Annotated in this window: 11 protein-coding genes and 4 tRNA genes; 13 read left to right on the top strand and 2 right to left on the bottom strand. The window is 65.2% G+C overall.

Translation table 11 applies throughout. The features are described from left to right. Window position 1 precedes the first annotated feature (1 nt). Window positions 2–841, bottom strand: coding sequence for a presqualene diphosphate synthase HpnD (hpnD, locus tag WKW77_RS02460; protein ID WP_340355222.1), 840 nt, complete (start codon window positions 839–841; stop codon window positions 2–4). Window positions 842–998: 157 nt separating this feature from the next. After that, complete coding sequence (gene hpnC / locus WKW77_RS02455; protein ID WP_340355221.1) at window positions 999–1,895, bottom strand: squalene synthase HpnC; 897 nt, start codon at window positions 1,893–1,895, stop codon at window positions 999–1,001. Window positions 1,896–1,951: 56 nt separating this feature from the next. Here hpnC and WKW77_RS02450 point away from each other — a divergent pair, with 56 nt between their 5' ends. The 13 genes from WKW77_RS02450 to WKW77_RS02390 all read left to right on the top strand — a co-directional run bounded on the left by WKW77_RS02450 (window position 1,952) and on the right by WKW77_RS02390 (window position 17,021). Further along, complete coding sequence (locus WKW77_RS02450) at window positions 1,952–3,865, top strand: potassium transporter Kup (protein ID WP_422823101.1); 1,914 nt, start codon at window positions 1,952–1,954, stop codon at window positions 3,863–3,865. A 107-nt stretch (window positions 3,866–3,972) separates the two neighbouring features. Continuing rightward, entirely contained in the window at window positions 3,973–5,133 is a 1,161-nt protein-coding gene (locus WKW77_RS02445) for an efflux RND transporter periplasmic adaptor subunit (protein ID WP_340355220.1), read from the top strand. 10 nt (window positions 5,134–5,143) lie between these two features. Then, the gene (locus WKW77_RS02440) at window positions 5,144–8,317 is read left to right on the top strand and encodes an efflux RND transporter permease subunit (protein WP_340355219.1); all 3,174 of its coding nucleotides are present in this window, start codon (window positions 5,144–5,146) and stop codon (window positions 8,315–8,317) included. 114 nt (window positions 8,318–8,431) lie between these two features. Further along, window positions 8,432–8,518 (top strand) — tRNA-Leu (locus WKW77_RS02435). 29 nt (window positions 8,519–8,547) lie between these two features. After that, on the top strand, window positions 8,548–9,861 hold the full coding sequence (tig, locus tag WKW77_RS02430; protein ID WP_340355218.1) for a trigger factor: 1,314 nt from the start codon (window positions 8,548–8,550) through the stop codon (window positions 9,859–9,861). 94 nt (window positions 9,862–9,955) lie between these two features. Then, on the top strand, window positions 9,956–10,564 hold the full coding sequence (gene clpP, locus WKW77_RS02425; RefSeq protein ID WP_340355217.1) for an ATP-dependent Clp endopeptidase proteolytic subunit ClpP: 609 nt from the start codon (window positions 9,956–9,958) through the stop codon (window positions 10,562–10,564). A 103-nt stretch (window positions 10,565–10,667) separates the two neighbouring features. Then, a complete protein-coding gene (gene clpX, locus WKW77_RS02420; protein ID WP_340355216.1) occupies window positions 10,668–11,933 on the top strand; it encodes an ATP-dependent Clp protease ATP-binding subunit ClpX in 1,266 nt (421 codons plus the stop codon). Between the two features lie 119 nt (window positions 11,934–12,052). Next, window positions 12,053–14,494 carry an endopeptidase La gene (lon, locus tag WKW77_RS02415; protein ID WP_340355215.1) on the top strand — a complete coding sequence of 814 codons (2,442 nt, stop codon included), beginning with the start codon at window positions 12,053–12,055 and terminating at the stop codon, window positions 14,492–14,494. 77 nt (window positions 14,495–14,571) lie between these two features. Continuing rightward, a tRNA-Gly gene (locus WKW77_RS02410) sits at window positions 14,572–14,647 on the top strand. A 73-nt stretch (window positions 14,648–14,720) separates the two neighbouring features. Next, a tRNA-Cys gene (locus WKW77_RS02405) sits at window positions 14,721–14,794 on the top strand. Window positions 14,795–14,882: 88 nt separating this feature from the next. Further along, window positions 14,883–14,975: transfer RNA gene (locus WKW77_RS02400), tRNA-Leu, on the top strand. 22 nt (window positions 14,976–14,997) lie between these two features. Then, window positions 14,998–15,630: a DUF6806 family protein gene (locus WKW77_RS02395; protein WP_340355214.1), complete on the top strand. Its 633-nt coding sequence runs from the start codon at window positions 14,998–15,000 to the stop codon at window positions 15,628–15,630. A gap of 92 nt (window positions 15,631–15,722) precedes the next feature. Beyond that, a complete protein-coding gene (locus WKW77_RS02390; protein ID WP_340355213.1) occupies window positions 15,723–17,021 on the top strand; it encodes an MFS transporter in 1,299 nt (432 codons plus the stop codon). Window positions 17,022–17,028 lie beyond the last annotated feature (7 nt).

The following is a 17,028-nucleotide window of genomic DNA, read 5'->3' as shown; positions in this document are numbered from 1 at the left end:
GCTACAGCTTCCCGAGTGCCTGGACACGCCACGCCAGCCAGAGCTTGCGCACCGGCGTCAGGCTCACGCGCTGGTTCAGGACCTGGAAGTTGTCGCGCTCGATTTCCGAGAGCAGCGTGCGATAGATGCTGGCCATCATCAGCCCGGGCTTCTGTGCGCGGCGGTCGGCGGACGGCAGCAGCGCCAGCGCTTCGTCGTACGCGGCCTGCGCGCGCTCCGCCTGGAACTTCATCAGCGCGACGAAGCGGTCCGAATGCACGCGGTTGAGGATCTCGTGCGCCTTGACGTCGAACTGCTGCAGTTCGTTCACCGGCAGGTAGATGCGGCCGCGCAGTGCGTCCTCGCCGACGTCGCGGATGATGTTGGTCAGCTGCAGCGCCAGGCCGAGCCTGTGCGCGTAGGCGGTGGTCTGCGGGTCGGTCTGTCCGAAGATGCGCGCCGCGCCTTCGCCCACCACGCCGGCGACGAGATGGCAGTAGCGGCGCAGCGCCTGGAAGTCGAGATAGCGCGTCTGCTCCAGGTCCATCTGGCAGCCCTGGATCACTTCCTGGAGCTGTCGTTCCTCGATGCCGTACTCGGCCGCGTGCGGCATCAGCGCCTGCATCACCGGATGGTGCGGCTGGCCGGCGAAGGCTTGCGACACTTCGGCCCGCCACCAGGCGAGCTTGGTCGCGGCGACGCCGGGGTCGCTGACTTCGTCGACCACGTCGTCGACCTCGCGGCAGAACGCATAAAAGGCGGTGATCGCTGCGCGGCGCAGCTTCGGCAAAAACAGGAACGCGTAATAGAAACTGCTGCCCGATGCAGCGGCCTTGTCCTGGACGTACTGCTCGGGTGTCACGCTCCAGTGACTCCACCATGCCGCGTGTGATCGGCGACGCGTAAGACCGTACGGTCTGCATCGGGGCTCCCGCGGAACCGGCTTTGCCGGGCCGCTGGGTGCGCCCCCTCGAGGGGGGAGGCGGCTACACGAAGTGAGCAAGCAACGAGGGTGAGGTTCATCCTGGCGATTGTCTCCGCATACGCAGCGCCCGCCATGCGAGCAGCGGTGCATCGGCCTTGCCGACCGTCGGCCGGGACGCGAAGGTGTCGCAGCCGAGTGCCTCGATCTTGTCGAGGATGCGCAAGCCACCCTGAATCACGAAGCGCAGCTCCCACCCGGCGCGGCCTGGGAGCGCGTGAACCAGCGGCGCACCTTCTTCCATGAGGCTGCGGGCCCATCGGGCGAGGCTGGCGACCAATGCGAGCGCCGGTGCGGGCGCCGGCGCCGAACCGAGCGGGCGGAAGGTCTCGAAGCTCGACCCGCTCAATCCGTGCGCCTCGCAATCGTGACGCGGCAGGTAGTAGCGGCCGCGCGGCAGGTCGACACTCAGGTCCTGCCAGAAATTGATGAGCTGCAGCGCGCTGCAGATCGCGTCGCTCTGGCGGAGCGATCGCTCGTCGTTCACGCCGTAAAGATGCAGCAGCAGCCGGCCCACCGGGTCGGCGGAGCGGCAGCAATAGTCGAGCAGTTCAGTGCGGTCCGCGTAGCCGGCGCGGTCGCGCGTCTTCTCGATGTCCTGCATGAAGGCGGAGAGAAGATCGGCGAGCAACTGTTCAGGCAGTGCGAAGTCGTGCATCGCGTGAGCGAGCGGGCCGAACACCTCGGGCCAGCGCGGCGAAGGTGGCGTGCCGTGCGCTACCGCCGCGAGATCGCTGCGATAGGCGCGCAGGTCATCGAGGCGCTGCGCCGCACTGGCGTCGCCTTCGTCGGCGATGTCGTCGGCCGTCCGTGCGAAGGCGTAGATCGCCGCGATCGGCGGCCGCAGCCGCGGCGGGCAGAGCCAGGAGGCGACGGGGAAGTTTTCGTAGTGGGTCGGCGGCGCGGCGACGACCGGAGAGGCACGGGTGGACACGCGGCGGATTGTCCTGCACGCAGGGGTACGATCCGGCACCGGAGGATCTCCACATCATGAAAACGACGTCGCAGCCACTGAGCCCAGGGGATTCCGCCTCCCATCCCCGTGCCGGGCCCGCGTTGATGATTGCGGCCCTGGGGGTGGTCTTCGGCGACATCGGCACCTCGCCGCTCTATGCCTTCAAGGAAACGCTGAATCCCGATCACGGCATTCCGTTCACCCCGGAGGCAGTGCTCGGCCTCCTGTCCCTGGTGTTCTGGGGCCTGATCGTCGTGGTGACGCTGAAGTACGTCGTGTTCGTGCTGCGCGCCGACCACGACGGCGAGGGCGGCATCCTGGCGCTGCAGGCGCTCGCGCGCAAGGCGGCGACGGAGACGAAAGCCGCGCCCTGGGTGCTGCAACTCATCGCGGGGCTCGGACTGGTGGGCTCGGCCATGTTCTACGGCGACAGCCTCATCACGCCGGCCATTTCGGTCCTCTCGGCAGTCGAAGGCCTCGAGGTCGAGGCGCCGGGGCTGCAGCCGTTCGTGGTTCCCATCGCGATCGCGATCCTCATCGGGCTGTTCGCGGTCCAGCGGCGGGGAACGGGTGTCGTGGGCAGGATCTTCGGTCCGGTCATGCTGCTGTGGTTCCTGGTCATCGCGGTGGGCGGCCTGCAGCAGGTGATGCGCGAGCCGCAGGTTCTCGCCGCGCTCGATCCCCGGCATGCGGTGGACTTCCTGTTCACGCACCGGGCGCAATCTCTGGCGGTGCTCGGCGCGGTCTTCCTGGCCTTCACGGGCGGCGAGGCACTCTACGCGGACATGGGGCATTTCGGCGCGCGGCCGATCCGCCTCGCCTGGCTCTTCATCGCTCTTCCGTCCCTGGTGCTGAACTATTTCGGCCAGGGCGCGCTGGTGCTCGGCAACCCGGCCGCGATCGACAATCCGTTCTTCCGGCTGTTTCCGCCCTGGGCGGTGCTGGCGATGGTGGTTCTCGCGGCGATGGCCACGGTCATCGCTTCGCAGGCGGTCATTTCCGGCGCGTTTTCGATCACGGGGCAGGCCATGCGCATGGGCTATCTGCCACGCATGCGCATCGTGCAGACGTCGGGCGAGGCCATCGGGCAGATCTACGTGCCGGGCGTCAACTGGCTGCTGATGGTCGGCGTGGTGCTGCTGGTGCTCGGGTTCCGCAGTTCGAGCGCGCTGTCGGCGGCCTACGGCATCGCGGTGTCGATCACGATGGTCACCACCACGCTGCTGGCCGGGCTCATCGCTTACAAGCTGTGGCGCTGGAACCGCGTGGCCGTGGTGATCGGCACGCTGGTCTTCGCGCTCGTCGACATGACCTTCGTCATCGCCAACAGCCTCAAGATCGCGGACGGCGGCTGGCTGACCCTCGCGGTGGCGGTGATGGTCATGGCGGTATTCACGACCTGGGCGACCGGCCGGCGCCTCGGGCTCCAGGCGGCCGAGGCCGAGCGGCTGCCGCTCGCACCCTTCGTCGAGTCGCTCGCGGCCGACATGCCGCACCGGATCAAGGGCACGGCGGTGTTCCTCAATCCCGATGCCGAGACCGTGCCGCATGCACTGCTGCTCAACCTGAAGCACAACCAGGTCCTGCACTCGCAGGTCATCGTGCTCCGGGTGCAGTCGTGCGACACGCCGCGGGTGGACGCGCGGCTGCGCATCGAGGCCGAGCAGCTCGGTCACGGTATCTGGGTCGTGACGGCGCGGCACGGCTTCATGGAAAGGCCGAACGTGCCCGAGTTCATCCGCATCCTGGCCTACCAGAAGGCGCTGGCCTGCGATTCGATGACCACGTCGTACTTCGTCTCCCGCGCTTCGGTGGGCGACGACCGGCTGCCACAGATGAACCCCTTGCGGCGCGCGCTGTTCAGCTGGCTTCAGCGCAATGCGGGTCGGGCTTCGGACTATTTCCAGCTGCCGGACAACCGCCTCGTGGAGATGGGCCAGCGCACCTGAAACTTCCCGCAGGGCCACGGCTGTTTTCGTTGACAGTCCTCGGCGTTTACCCTAGATTACTAACCGGCCGGTCATTAGTGACCCCGTCTGTCTTTCAAGGGTGATTCATGACCGCCTCATCGCATCTCCGGGTCCCGCTCTGCCTCGGCGCATTGGTCGCCGCGCTCGTTCTGGCAGGCTGCTCCCGTCCTCCTGCTGCCGAAGAGCCGGTCCGTGCCGTCAAGGTGATCGCGGTCGGCGTGAGCGCCTATGACACCGAGCCCGAGTTCTCGGGCGAGGTGCGGGCCCGGGTCGAATCGCGGCTCGGCTTCCGCGTCGCGGGCAAGATCACCAGACGTCAGGCCGAACTGGGCCAGCATGTGCAGGCTGGACAGGTACTGGCCCAGTTGGATCCGCAGGACTACCAGCTCGCGGCGGAGGCGGCCCGTGCCCAGCATGCCGCCGCGCTCACCAACCGGGATCTCGCCGCTGCGGACCTCAAGCGCTATCGCGAGCTGCGCGCGCAGAACTTCATCAGCGGCGCGGATCTGGAGCGCCGAGAAACCACCTTCAAGGCCGCGCAGGCCCAACTCGAACAGGCGCAGGCCCAACTGACGACCCAGGGCAATCAGGCCAACTACACCACGCTCGTGGCCGACGTGCCGGGCATCATCACCGCCATCGAGGCCGAGCCGGGGCAGGTGGTCGCTGCCGGCGCGCCGGTCGTGCGCGTGGCCCAGGACGGCGCACGGGACGTGGTGTTTGCAGTGCCGGAAGACAAGGCGGGCCGGATCAAGGCTGGTTCGCCCGTCGTGGTCCGTGGATGGTCCAACGACAGCGAATTCCAAGGCCAGGTGCGGGAAGTCGCCGCCAGTGCCGATGCGGTCACGCGCACCTACACCGTCAAGGTGACCGTGGATCCCGCGACCGCGCCGGCACTTGGCGCCACCGTCTATGCGCGGCCGAAGGCACTGTCTGCCAGCGGCGCACCGGTTCTGAAGGTGCCGACGAGCGCCCTTCGGCAGGAAGGCAAGGGAACCGCCGTCTGGGTCCTCGACAAGTCCACGATGACCGTGCGTTCGCAGGCGGTCGACGTGATGACCGCCGACGGCAACGAGGCGGTGATCGCCCGCGGGCTGGAGCCCGGCATGCTGGTGGTCGCAGCGGGCGTGCACGTGCTTCAGCCTGGCCAGAAAGTCACGATCTACCAGGACCGTTCGGCCGCGCCGGCGGCGGAAACCGCGGCCACTGCGGTACGCACGCCCATCGCCCCGGTTGCTGCGCGCTGAGGACGGCTCGATGACGTCCTCCAACGCCGGCGCCGGCAAGACCGGCTTCAACCTCTCGAAATGGGCGCTCGATCACTCGGCGCTCACCCGCTACCTGATGCTGGTGCTGATGCTGCTGGGATTCGCGTCCTACTTCCAGCTCGGGCAGGACGAAGACCCGCCGTTCACTTTCCGTGCGATGGTGGTCCGCACCTACTGGCCCGGCGCCACCGCGCAGCAGGTGGCCGAGCAGGTGACCGACAAGCTCGAACGCACCCTGCAGGAGGCGCCGTACGCGGACAAGATCCGCAGCTATTCCAAGCCCGGCGAGTCGCAGATCATCTTCCAGATCAAGGACTCCTCGCCGCCGGGCGACGTGGCGAACGTCTGGTACACGGTGCGCAAGAAGATCGGCGACATGCGCTACACGCTCCCGGCGGGCGTGCAGGGGCCGTTCTTCAACGACGACTTCGGTGATGTCTACGGGGTGATCTATGCGCTGGAGAGCGAAGGCTTCTCGTACGCCGAGCTCAAGAACTTTGCCGACGATGTGCGCCAGCGCCTGCTGCGCGTGAAGGATGTCGCCAAGGTCGAGCAGTTCGGAGTGCAGGACGAGAAGATCTTCATCGAAGTCTCGCAGAAGCGTCTTGCCCAGCTCGGACTCGATTTCAGCAACGTGCTCGCGCAGCTCGGTTCGCAGAATGCCGTCGAGAGCGCCGGCACCATCCAGGCCCCGCAGGACATCGTGCAGGTGCGCGTGGCTGGGCAGTTCACGAACGTCGAGCAGTTGCGCGCCATGCCGATCCGCGGGAGCTCGGGCAACCAGATGCGTCTCGGCGATCTCGCGGAGATCCATCGCGCCTACGTCGATCCGCCGTCCGTCAAGGTGCGGCACGAGGGCAAGGAAGTGATCGCGCTCGGCGTATCGATGGCCAAGGGCGGCGACATCATCGCGCTCGGCAAGTCGTTGCAGAGCGCGACCGACCAGATCGAAAAGCAATTGCCGCTCGGCGTGAAGCTCGTGCAGGTGCAGGACCAGCCGGTTTCGGTGTCGCGCTCGGTCAACGAGTTCGTGCACGTGCTGATCGAAGCTGTGGCGATCGTGCTCGCGGTGAGCTTCATCTCGCTCGGCCTGCACAAGGGTGGGCGCTTCGGCTGGTACATCGACATCCGGCCGGGGCTGGTGGTGGCGATCACGATTCCGCTCGTGCTCGCGGTGACCTTCCTCGCGATGAACTACTTCGGCATCGGGCTGCACAAGATCTCGCTGGGGTCGCTGATCATCGCGCTCGGCCTGCTGGTGGACGACGCGATCATCGCGGTCGAGATGATGGTGCGGAAGATGGAGGAGGGTTACGACAAGGTGCGCGCCGCGACCTTCGCCTACGACGTCACTGCGAAGCCGATGCTGACCGGCACGCTGATCACGGCGGCGGGATTCCTCCCGATCGGCATCGCGAAGTCGGTGACGGGCGAGTACACCTTCGCGATCTTCGCGGTGACCGTGATCGCGCTGGTGTTGAGCTGGCTGGTGTCGGTGTACTTCGTGCCGTATCTCGGGACGATCATCCTGAAGGTGAAGCCGCATGACCCCGATGCGCCTCCGCACGAACTCTTCGACAGCCCGTTCTACAACACCTTCCGCCGCACGGTGGACTGGTGCGTGGCGCACCGCTGGATCACCATCGGCGCGACCGTGCTGATGTTCGGGCTCGGCATCGTCGGCATGGGCAAGGTCCAGCAGCAGTTCTTCCCCGATTCGAGCCGCCCGGAGATCCTCGTGGACCTGTGGTTCCCGGAAGGCACCTCGTTCGCCGCGAACGAGGAAGTCGCCCGGCGCGTCGAGCAGCGGTTGCGCAAGGAAGAGGGTGTCTCGACGGTCACGAGCTGGATTGGCTCGGGCGTGCCGCGCTTCTACCTGCCGCTGGACCAGGTGTTCCCGCAGACCAACGTCTCGCAATTGATCGTGCTCGCTCAGGACCTGCACTACCGCGAGACCTTGCGGCTGAAGCTTCCGGGCCTCCTGGCGCAGGAGTTTCCCGAGGCGCGCGGCCGCGTGAAGCTGCTGCCGAACGGGCCGCCGGTGCCCTATCCGGTGCAGTTCCGCGTGATCGGCACCGAGCCGTCCGAGCTTCGCGCGCGTGCCGATGAGGTCAAGGCCGTGATGCGCGAGAACCCGAACATGCGCGGCGTCAACGACAACTGGAACGAGTCGGTGAAGGTGATCCGCCTCGAAGTCGACCAGGACAAGGCACGAGCCCTCGGCGTGACCAGCCAGGCGATCGCGCAGGCGTCGCGGACCATGTTCAGCGGCACCACCGTCGGGCAGTATCGCGAGAACGACCGCCTCATCGACATCGTGCTGCGCCAGTCGCCGGACGAGCGCGAGGCGATCTCGGACATCGGCAACGCTTATCTCCCCACCAGCTCGGGCCGCTCCATCCCGCTGACCCAGATCGCCAGGCCGGTCTTCACCTGGGAGCCGGGCGTGATGTGGCGCGAGAACCGCGACTACGCGATCACGGTGCAGGGCGACATCGTCGAAGGGCTGCAGGGTGCGACCGTGACCGAACAGCTCCTTCCCAGGCTGCGCGAGCTCGAAGCCAGATGGCACGCCGCAGGACAGGGTGCCTATCGCATCGAGGTGGCCGGCGCGGTGGAGGAGAGCAGCAAGGGCTCGGCATCGATCGTGGCCGGCGTGCCGATCATGCTGTTCCTCACGTTCACGCTGCTGATGCTCCAACTGCACAGCTTCAGCCGCTCGGTGCTGGTGTTCATCACGGGTCCGCTGGGCATCGTCGGCGTGGCGGGCGCGCTGCTGGCGCTGAACAGGCCTTTCGGTTTCGTCGCGCTGCTGGGCGTGATCGCATTGATGGGCATGATCCAGCGCAACGCGGTGATCCTGATCGACCAGATCGAGCACGACCGCGCGGCCGGCGTGCCGACGTGGGACGCGATCGTCGAGTCGGCGGTGCGCCGTCTGCGGCCGATCGTGCTCACCGCCGCTGCTGCCGTGCTGGCGATGATTCCGCTGTCGCGCAGCGTGTTCTGGGGCCCCATGGCAGTGGCCATCATGGGAGGCCTCATCGTCGCGACCGTCCTGACCCTGCTGGCACTGCCGGCGATGTATGCGGCATGGTTCCGCGTCAGGCGCGAAGAGAGAAACCCTGCCGTCGAAGCGGAGGTGGCCCTCGTTCGCGTTTAAAATGCGCGGTTGACCGATTTCAGGCGGACGACTTTCAAAGCCGTCCGCTCGCGAATGAACGAAGGCGGCCCGCGGGCCGCCTTCGGGTATTCATCACCTGAAAACACTGGAACCGCGCGGGTGGCGAAATTGGTAGACGCACCAGGTTTAGGTCCTGACGCCAGCAATGGCGTGCCGGTTCGAGTCCGGCCCCGCGCACCAGCAAAAGACCCCTCACAAGGAAGACTCTAATGACCGTGAACGTTGAAACCCTCGAGAAGCTCGAGCGCAAGATCACGCTGACGCTGCCCGTCGGCGCCATCCAGTCCGAGGTCGATTCGCGCCTCAAGAAGCTGGCTCGCACCGTGAAGATGGACGGCTTCCGCCCAGGCAAGGTGCCGATGAACGTCGTGGCCCAGCGCTACGGTTACTCGGTTCACTACGAGGTCATGAACGACAAGGTCGGCGAGGCCTTCTCGCAAGCGGCCAACGAAGCCAAGCTGCGCGTCGCCGGCCAGCCGCGCATCACCGAGAAGGAAGAGTCGCCCGAGGGCCAGCTCGCGTTCGACGCGATCTTCGAAGTCTTCCCCGAGGTCAAGATCAATGACCTGTCGGGCGCCGAAGTCGAAAAGCTCAGCGCCGACGTCGGCGACGACGCCATCGACAAGACGCTCGACATCCTGCGCAAGCAGCGCCGCACCTTCGCGCAGCGCGCGCAGGACGCCGCCGTTCAGGACGGCGACCGCGTGACGGTCGATTTCGAAGGCAAGATCGACGGCGAACCCTTCCAGGGCGGCAAGGCCGACGACTTCCAGTTCATCGTCGGCGAAGGCCAGATGCTCAAGGAATTCGAGGACGCCGTTCGCGGCCTGAAGGCCGGCGACAGCCGCACCTTCCCGCTGTCGTTCCCGGCCGACTACCACGGCAAGGACGTGGCCGGCAAGCAGGCCGACTTCATGGTCACCGTGAAGAAGATCGAATCCTCGAACCTGCCTGAAGTCAACGAGCAGTTCGCCAAGTCGCTCGGCATCGCCGACGCCACGGTCGAAGGCCTGCGCGCCGACATCAAGCGCAACCTCGAGCGCGAGGTCAAGTTCCGTCTCCTCGCGCGCAACAAGAACGCCGTGATGGACGCGCTCATCGCCAACGCCGAACTGGACCTCCCCAACGCCAGCGTGCAGGCCGAAGTCGACCGCATGATCGAAGGCGCCCGCGCCGAACTGAAGCAGCGCGGCATCAAGGACGCCGACAAGGCGCCGATTCCCGATGATGTGTTCCGTCCGCAGGCCGAGCGCCGGGTGCGCCTGGGCCTCGTCGTGGCCGAACTGGTCCGCGCCAACGATCTCCAGGCCAAGCCCGAGCAGATCAAGGCCCACGTCGACGAACTCGCCGCCAGCTACGAGAAGCCGGCCGACGTCGTGCGCTGGTACTTCAGCGACAACCGCCGCCTGGCGGAAGTCGAGGCCGTGGTGATCGAGAACAACGTGACCGATTTCGTGCTGGGCAAGGCGAAGGTCAACGAGAAGTCGGTATCCTTCGACGAGCTGATGGCCCAACAGGGCTGATCGCGGCCGCAAGGCTGAAATCCATGGGGCTTGTGCTTTGTGGCACGAGCCCCATTTCGTCTGGGTACAGTCCAAATCCCTCTGGAGAGCAATCATGAGCGCACAGGAAATTCAAGGCCTCGGCATGGTCCCGATGGTCATCGAGCAGTCGGGTCGGGGCGAGCGGTCCTACGACATCTATTCGCGCCTGCTCAAGGAGCGGGTGATCTTCCTGGTCGGCGAGGTCAACGACCAGACCGCCAATCTGGTGGTGGCGCAGCTCCTGTTCCTAGAGAGCGAGAACCCCGACAAGGACATCTCGTTCTACATCAACTCCCCGGGCGGCAGCGTGAGCGCGGGCATGGCGATCTACGACACCATGCAGTTCATCAAGCCTGACGTGTCGACCCTTTGCATCGGCTTCGCGGCCAGCATGGGCGCGTTCCTGCTGGCGGCTGGCGAGAAGGGCAAGCGCTTCTCGCTGCCGAACTCGAAGATCATGATCCACCAGGTGCTCGGCGGCGCACGCGGTCAAGCCACGGACATCGAGATTCATGCCCGCGACATCCTGAAGACCCGCGAGCAGATGAACCGCATCCTGGCCGAGCGCACCGGCCAATCGTTCGAAAAGATTGCCCGCGACACCGAGCGCGACTACTTCCTGACGGCCGACGAATCGAAGGAGTACGGGCTGATCGACCAGGTGATCTCCAAGCGCAGCTGACCGCCGCGCAAGGCGCCCGAGCAACGACGGCGTTTTCCCACACGGGGGACGCCGTTTTTGTTTCGCTATCATTGTTAAAACCCCTGTTACGAGGCATTTGTCCATGGCCGAAAAAAAAGGCTCCTCCAGCGAAAAAACGCTTTACTGCTCGTTCTGCGGGAAAAGTCAGCACGAGGTCAAGAAGCTGATCGCGGGGCCTTCGGTCTTCATTTGCGACGAGTGCATCGATCTCTGCAACGAGATCATTCGTGACGAGCTGCCCACGGGCGAGGAATCGCGCGAGTCCCGCAGCGATCTCCCGACCCCGTCGGAAATCAAGGCCAACCTCGACAACTACGTGATCGGCCAGGAGCCGGCCAAGCGGATGTTGTCGGTGGCCGTCTACAACCACTACAAGCGCCTGCGCCACAAGGACAAGGCCAAGGGCGACGACGTCGAGTTGAGCAAGAGCAACATCCTGCTGATTGGCCCGACGGGTTCGGGCAAGACGCTGCTGGCGCAAACCCTGGCGCGCATGCTGGACGTGCCTTTCGTGATGGCGGACGCGACGACCCTGACCGAGGCTGGCTACGTCGGCGAGGACGTCGAGAACATCATCCAGAAGCTGCTCCAGAGCTGCAACTACGAAGTCGAGCGTGCGCAGCGCGGCATCGTCTACATCGACGAAATCGACAAGATCTCGCGCAAGTCCGACAACCCGTCGATCACCCGCGACGTGTCGGGCGAAGGTGTGCAGCAGGCGCTGCTGAAGTTGATCGAAGGCACCATGGCCAGCGTGCCGCCGCAGGGCGGACGCAAGCATCCCAACCAGGATTTCCTGCAGATCGACACGACCAACATCCTGTTCATCTGCGGCGGTGCGTTCGCGGGCCTCGAGAAGGTCATCGAGAACCGCACCGAGGCGTCGGGCATCGGCTTCGGCGCGTCGGTCAAGAGCAAGCAGCAGCGCAGCCTCACCGAGGTGTTCCGCGAGGTCGAGCCCGAGGACCTGATCAAGTTCGGCCTGATTCCAGAACTCGTCGGACGGATGCCGGTCGTGGCGTCGTTGGCAGAGCTCTCGGAGGATGCGCTGGTCCAGATCCTGACCGAGCCGAAGAATGCCGTCGTCAAGCAGTTCACCAAGCTGCTGCAGATGGAAGGCGTGGACCTCGAGATCCGTCCGGCCGCGCTCAAGGCGATTGCCCGCAAGGCGCTTGCGCGCAAGACGGGTGCCCGCGGATTGCGTTCGATCCTGGAGCAGTCGCTGATCGACACGATGTTCGAGCTTCCGAACGCGACCAATGTCGACAAGGTGGTGGTCGAAGAATCGACCATCGACGAGAACAAGCCTCCGCTGCTCGTCTACCGCGAAGCCGCGAAGAAGGCGTGATGACCACGCGGCCGGCCGCTTTGAAACAGGCGTCCGGCGTCATTCGTCGAAATCCGCCATCGCGGGCTTGAAAAGCGCGTGCGGCCGACCATCTTTCCATGATCAAGTAAAGGATCCCCATGTCCGGTCATACCCCCCTGCCTGCAACCGAACTCGACCTGCCGCTGCTGCCGCTGCGCGACGTGGTCGTGTTCCCCCACATGGTCATCCCGTTGTTCGTCGGCCGTCCCAAGAGCATCAAGGCGCTCGAACTGGCGATGGAAGCGGAGCGCCGCATCATGCTGGTGGCGCAGAAAGCCGCCGCCAAGGACGAACCGTCGGTCGAAGACATGTTCGAGGTGGGCTGCATCTCGACGATCCTCCAGATGCTGAAGCTGCCCGACGGGACGGTGAAGGTGCTGGTCGAAGGCCAGCAGCGTGCGCGCGTCAACCGCATCGACGACAGCGAAACGCATTTCTCGGCGAACGTGACGCCGGTCGAGCCGGCGGACACCACCACCCAGAAGGCGACCGAGATCGAGGCATTGCGCCGCGCGGTGATGCAGCAGTTCGACCAGTACGTCAAGCTGAACAAGAAGATTCCGCCCGAGATCCTCACGTCGATCTCGAGCATCGATGACCCGGGGCGGCTGGCCGACACCATCGCGGCCCATCTGCCGCTGAAGCTCGACAACAAGCAGGCGGTGCTGGACCTGGACGACATCAAGGAGCGTCTGGAGAACCTGTTCGGGCAACTGGAGCGCGAGGTCGACATCCTCAACGTCGACAAGAAGATCCGCGGCCGCGTGAAGCGCCAGATGGAGAAGAATCAGCGCGACTTCTACCTGAACGAGCAGGTCAAGGCGATCCAGAAGGAGCTGGGCGAAGGCGAAGAGGGTGCGGACATCGAGGAGATCGAGAAGAAGATCAAGCTCGCCAAGATGCCCAAGGACGCGCTCAAGAAGGCCGAGAGCGAACTCAAGAAGCTCAAGCTGATGTCGCCCATGTCGGCCGAAGCCACCGTGGTGCGCAACTACATCGATGTGCTGATCGGCCTGCCCTGGAGCAAAAAGACCAAGATCAAGCACGACCTCGCGCATGCGGAAGAGGTGCTCAACGAGGACCACTACGGGCTCGAGAAGGTCAAGGACCGGATCCTCGAATATCTCGCGGTGCAGCAGCGCGTCGACAAGGTGAAGGCGCCCATCCTGTGCCTCGTGGGCCCGCCGGGCGTCGGCAAGACCTCGCTCGGGCAGTCGATCGCCAAGGCGACCGGCCGCAAGTACACCCGCATGGCGCTGGGCGGCATGCGCGACGAGGCCGAGATCCGCGGCCACCGCCGCACCTACATCGGCGCGCTGCCGGGCAAGGTGCTGCAGAGCCTTGGCAAGGTGGGCACGCGCAACCCGCTGTTCCTGCTCGACGAGATCGACAAGCTCGGAACCGACTTCCGCGGCGATCCTTCGAGCGCGCTGCTCGAGGTGCTCGATCCCGAGCAGAACCACACCTTCGGCGACCACTATGTCGAGGTCGACTTCGACCTCTCCGACGTGATGTTCGTTGCGACATCGAACTCGATGAACATTCCGCCGGCGCTGCTGGACCGGATGGAAGTCATCCGTCTCGCGGGCTACACCGAAGACGAGAAGACGCACATCGCGCTGAAGTACCTGCTGCCCAAGCAGATGAAGAACAACGGCGTGAAGGAGGACGAACTCCTCATCACCGAAGAGGCGGTGCGCGACATCGTGCGCTACTACACCCGCGAAGCGGGCGTGCGGTCGCTCGAGCGGGAACTGTCGAAGATCTGCCGCAAGGTGGTCAAGGGCCTGCTGCTCAAGAAGATGGAGGCGAAAGTCGTCGTGACGGGCCAGAACCTCAACGACTTCCTCGGCGTGCGCAAGTACACCTTCGGTCTTGCCGAGAAGCAGAACCAGGTCGGGCAGGTGGTGGGTCTGGCATGGACGGAGGTCGGCGGTGACCTGCTCACGATCGAGGCCGTCACCATGCCTGGCAAGGGCGTCATCAGCCGCACGGGTTCGCTCGGCGACGTGATGAAGGAATCGGTCGAGGCGGCCCGCACCGTGGTGCGCAGCCGTGCGCGCCGGCTCGGCATCAAGGACGAGGTCTTCGAGAAGCGTGACATCCACATCCACGTGCCTGACGGCGCGACGCCCAAAGACGGCCCGAGCGCCGGTGCCGCGATGACCACGGCTTTCGTTTCGGCGCTGACCGGCATTCCGGTGCGTGCGGACGTGGCGATGACCGGCGAGATCACCCTGCGCGGCGAAGTCACGGCCATCGGCGGGCTGAAGGAAAAGCTCCTGGCAGCGCTGCGCGGCGGCATCAAGACGGTGCTGATCCCCGAAGAGAACGCGAAGGACCTGCAGGACATTCCCGAGAACGTGAAGAACGGCCTCGAGATCGTGCCGGTGAAGTGGATCGACAAGGTGCTCGAGATCGCGCTCGAGAAGACCCCGACGCCCCTTTCCGACGAGGAGGTTGCTGCGTCCGCCGCGGCGATGGCAGAGCAGGCCAAGCAGCGCGCATCGCAACCGGCCGAAGGGTCGGTGAAGCACTGACCAAATTGCTGCCGCGATTTGTGGAGCCTCGAAAAATTGCTATATAATTCGAGGCTCTGCAGTGATCGGTGCAGTATGCGGGAATAGCTCAGTTGGTAGAGCGCAACCTTGCCAAGGTTGAGGTCGCGAGTTCGAGTCTCGTTTCCCGCTCCAGTTCTAAAAGAGGAAGCCGGAGCTTCCTTTTTTTTCGCAGGTTCTGCGAGCTCAAGATCTCGGCAACGAGAGCGGCGCGATAGCAAAGCGGTTATGCAACGGATTGCAAATCCGTCTAGTCCGGTTCGACTCCGGATCGCGCCTCCACCCCATCCTCATGTCTCAAAATGCAGTCCCGCCAATCCAGATTGACGGGACTGTTTTTGTTTGGGGTATCGTCAACATCCGACCCGAAGCCCGGATGGTGAAATTGGTAGACACATCGGACTTAAAATCCGCCGCTTCCTGCATAAGGGGCGTACCGGTTCGACCCCGGTTCCGGGCACCACCACATTACAAGGGAGCAAGACATGCCTCGCTATAACGCTCCGTTCGAAATCCATGTGCATGGCGATGTGCCGCTGCGCTCCGATGTGAATTTCGAGCAGATTCAGGAAGCCCTCAAGCCGCTGTGGAAGTACGCCGGTGCACGTTCGCTCGCCGATGGCGCGAGCAGCGTCTACGAGGAAGAGCCGGGCATCCGCTTCGAGCAGAAGGACCACATGCTCCAGATCTGCTGGACCGTGGCGGGCGACGACGACTTCCGCCAGGCGCTCGACGAGATGTGCATGGCGCTCAACGAGCTGTCGGAACAGGGGGCCGCGCTGGAGGTCACCTTCTACGACACCGACTTCGATGAAGAAGAGGGCGACCCGGACCAAGAATCGCGCGACGATTTCCTGATGCTCTTCGTCGGGCCGAATCCCGCCGCGATCATGCAGGTGCAGCGCGACCTGCTCGTCGAGGACGTCGTGAACCTGATGGAGCGTCACTTCGACGGTGCCGAGCTAGGCGGCGTGGTGGCGGAGATCGACAAGCTCTTCGGCGACCGCTTCGACGCCCTCGTGAACTCCCTCGAGATCGGCAAGCGCCCGCGTGGTGGCACGGGCGGCGCAGGTGGCAGCGGCCACGGCGGTGGACGCCGGCCGCGCCACCTTCACTAGGACACGCGCTGCGGCGCGCCCGGTCACTCGCGACACGGAGCGGTCAGCCCGCTCCGCTATGCTCGGCGGCGATCTATTCGAGGAGACGTCGCTTGGCCCTTTTCCCCCAGTCAGCCCTGCAGCCGGGCGTTCGCAAACGTGAAGTGTTCGGCTGGGCGATGTACGACTTCGCCAACTCCGGCTACACCACGGTCGTCATCACCGCGGTGTTCGCGGCCTACTTCGTCGGCGGCATCGCCCAGGGAGCGCCCTGGGGCGCCTTTGCATGGACTCTCGCGCTCAGCATCTCGTATGGGCTCGTGATGGTGACGATGCCCGCGATCGGCGCGTGGGCCGATCTCCATGCAGCCAAGAAGCGGGTGCTGATCCTGGCCACCTCGGGGTGCGTCGTCGGCACCGCGGCCCTCGCTCTCACGCCGCGCGTGGACGGATTCAGCGGCGTCCTCGTCGCGATGGCGCTGGTGATCTTCTCCAACACCTTCTATTCCTATGGCGAGTCGCTGACCGGTGCCTTCCTGCCCGAGTTGGCGACTGCCGACGGCATGGGCAAGGTCAGCGGCTGGGGCTGGGGCTTCGGCTACATCGGCGGCATGCTGGCACTGGGGCTGTGCCTTGCCTACGTGTTGTGGGCGCAAAGCCGCGGACTTCCGGCTGCCCACTTCGTGCCGGTGACGATGCTCATCACCGCGGTACTCTATGGTGTCGCCGCGTGCGTGACCTTCGTCCTGCTGCCGGAGCGCGCGGTGCCGCAGGCGCGCGCCGAGAAGTCGAGCGCGTGGCGGCAGTTGCGCAGCACCTTTCGCGAAGCTCGCAAGTACCGCGATTTCATGTGGCTGCTGGCCTGCACGGTGTCCTACCAGGGTGGCGTGGCGGTTGCGATCACGCTGGCGGCGATCTATGCGGAACAGGTGATCGGTTTCGTCCCGAACGAAACGATGGTCCTCATCTTCGTCCTGAACATCGCCGCGGCGCTCGGGGCTTTCGTCTTCGGCTACTGGCAGGATCGCATCGGACACAGGCGTTCGCTGGCCGGCACGCTGCTCGCCTGGATCGCCGTGTGCGTGATCGCGGCGTCGGTGACGACCAAGGGCGGCTTCTGGTGGGCCGCATCGATCGCCGGCCTGGCGATGGGCTCCAGCCAATCCGCAGGACGCGCGATGACGGGTGTCCTCGCGCCGCCCGGCCAACTGGCCGAATTCTTCGGGCTGTGGACGTTCGCGACCCGGTTGGCCAGCATCATCGGGCCGTTGAGCTATGGCCTGATCACATGGGCGACCGGTGGCAACCAGCGCGTTGCGATTCTTGCAACCGCCGTGCTGTTCGTTGCAGGCCTCCTGATGCTGCTGCCGATCGACATGCGAAGGGGCCGCGAGGCAGCTCTGCGAGCGTGAGTCTTCA

Origin of the sequence: Variovorax ureilyticus (genome assembly GCF_037889935.1) — a bacterium.
Taxonomy (GTDB): domain Bacteria; phylum Pseudomonadota; class Gammaproteobacteria; order Burkholderiales; family Burkholderiaceae_C; genus Variovorax; species Variovorax ureilyticus.
The sequence above is the reverse complement of the archived record's forward strand: the minus strand, read 5'-3'. Positions and strand labels throughout refer to the sequence as shown.

Excerpts from the sequence above, each read along its gene's own strand:
- WKW77_RS02450 (WP_422823101.1), top strand. The coding sequence starts at position 1,952 with ATGAAAACGACGTCGCAGCCACTGAGCCCAGGGGATTCCGCCTCCCAT.
- WKW77_RS02445 (WP_340355220.1), top strand. The coding sequence starts at position 3,973 with ATGACCGCCTCATCGCATCTCCGGGTCCCGCTCTGCCTCGGCGCATTG.
- WKW77_RS02440 (WP_340355219.1), top strand. The coding sequence starts at position 5,144 with ATGACGTCCTCCAACGCCGGCGCCGGCAAGACCGGCTTCAACCTCTCG.
- tig (WP_340355218.1), top strand. The coding sequence starts at position 8,548 with ATGACCGTGAACGTTGAAACCCTCGAGAAGCTCGAGCGCAAGATCACG.
- clpP (WP_340355217.1), top strand. The coding sequence starts at position 9,956 with ATGAGCGCACAGGAAATTCAAGGCCTCGGCATGGTCCCGATGGTCATC.
- clpX (WP_340355216.1), top strand. The coding sequence starts at position 10,668 with ATGGCCGAAAAAAAAGGCTCCTCCAGCGAAAAAACGCTTTACTGCTCG.
- lon (WP_340355215.1), top strand. The coding sequence starts at position 12,053 with ATGTCCGGTCATACCCCCCTGCCTGCAACCGAACTCGACCTGCCGCTG.
- WKW77_RS02395 (WP_340355214.1), top strand. The coding sequence starts at position 14,998 with ATGCCTCGCTATAACGCTCCGTTCGAAATCCATGTGCATGGCGATGTG.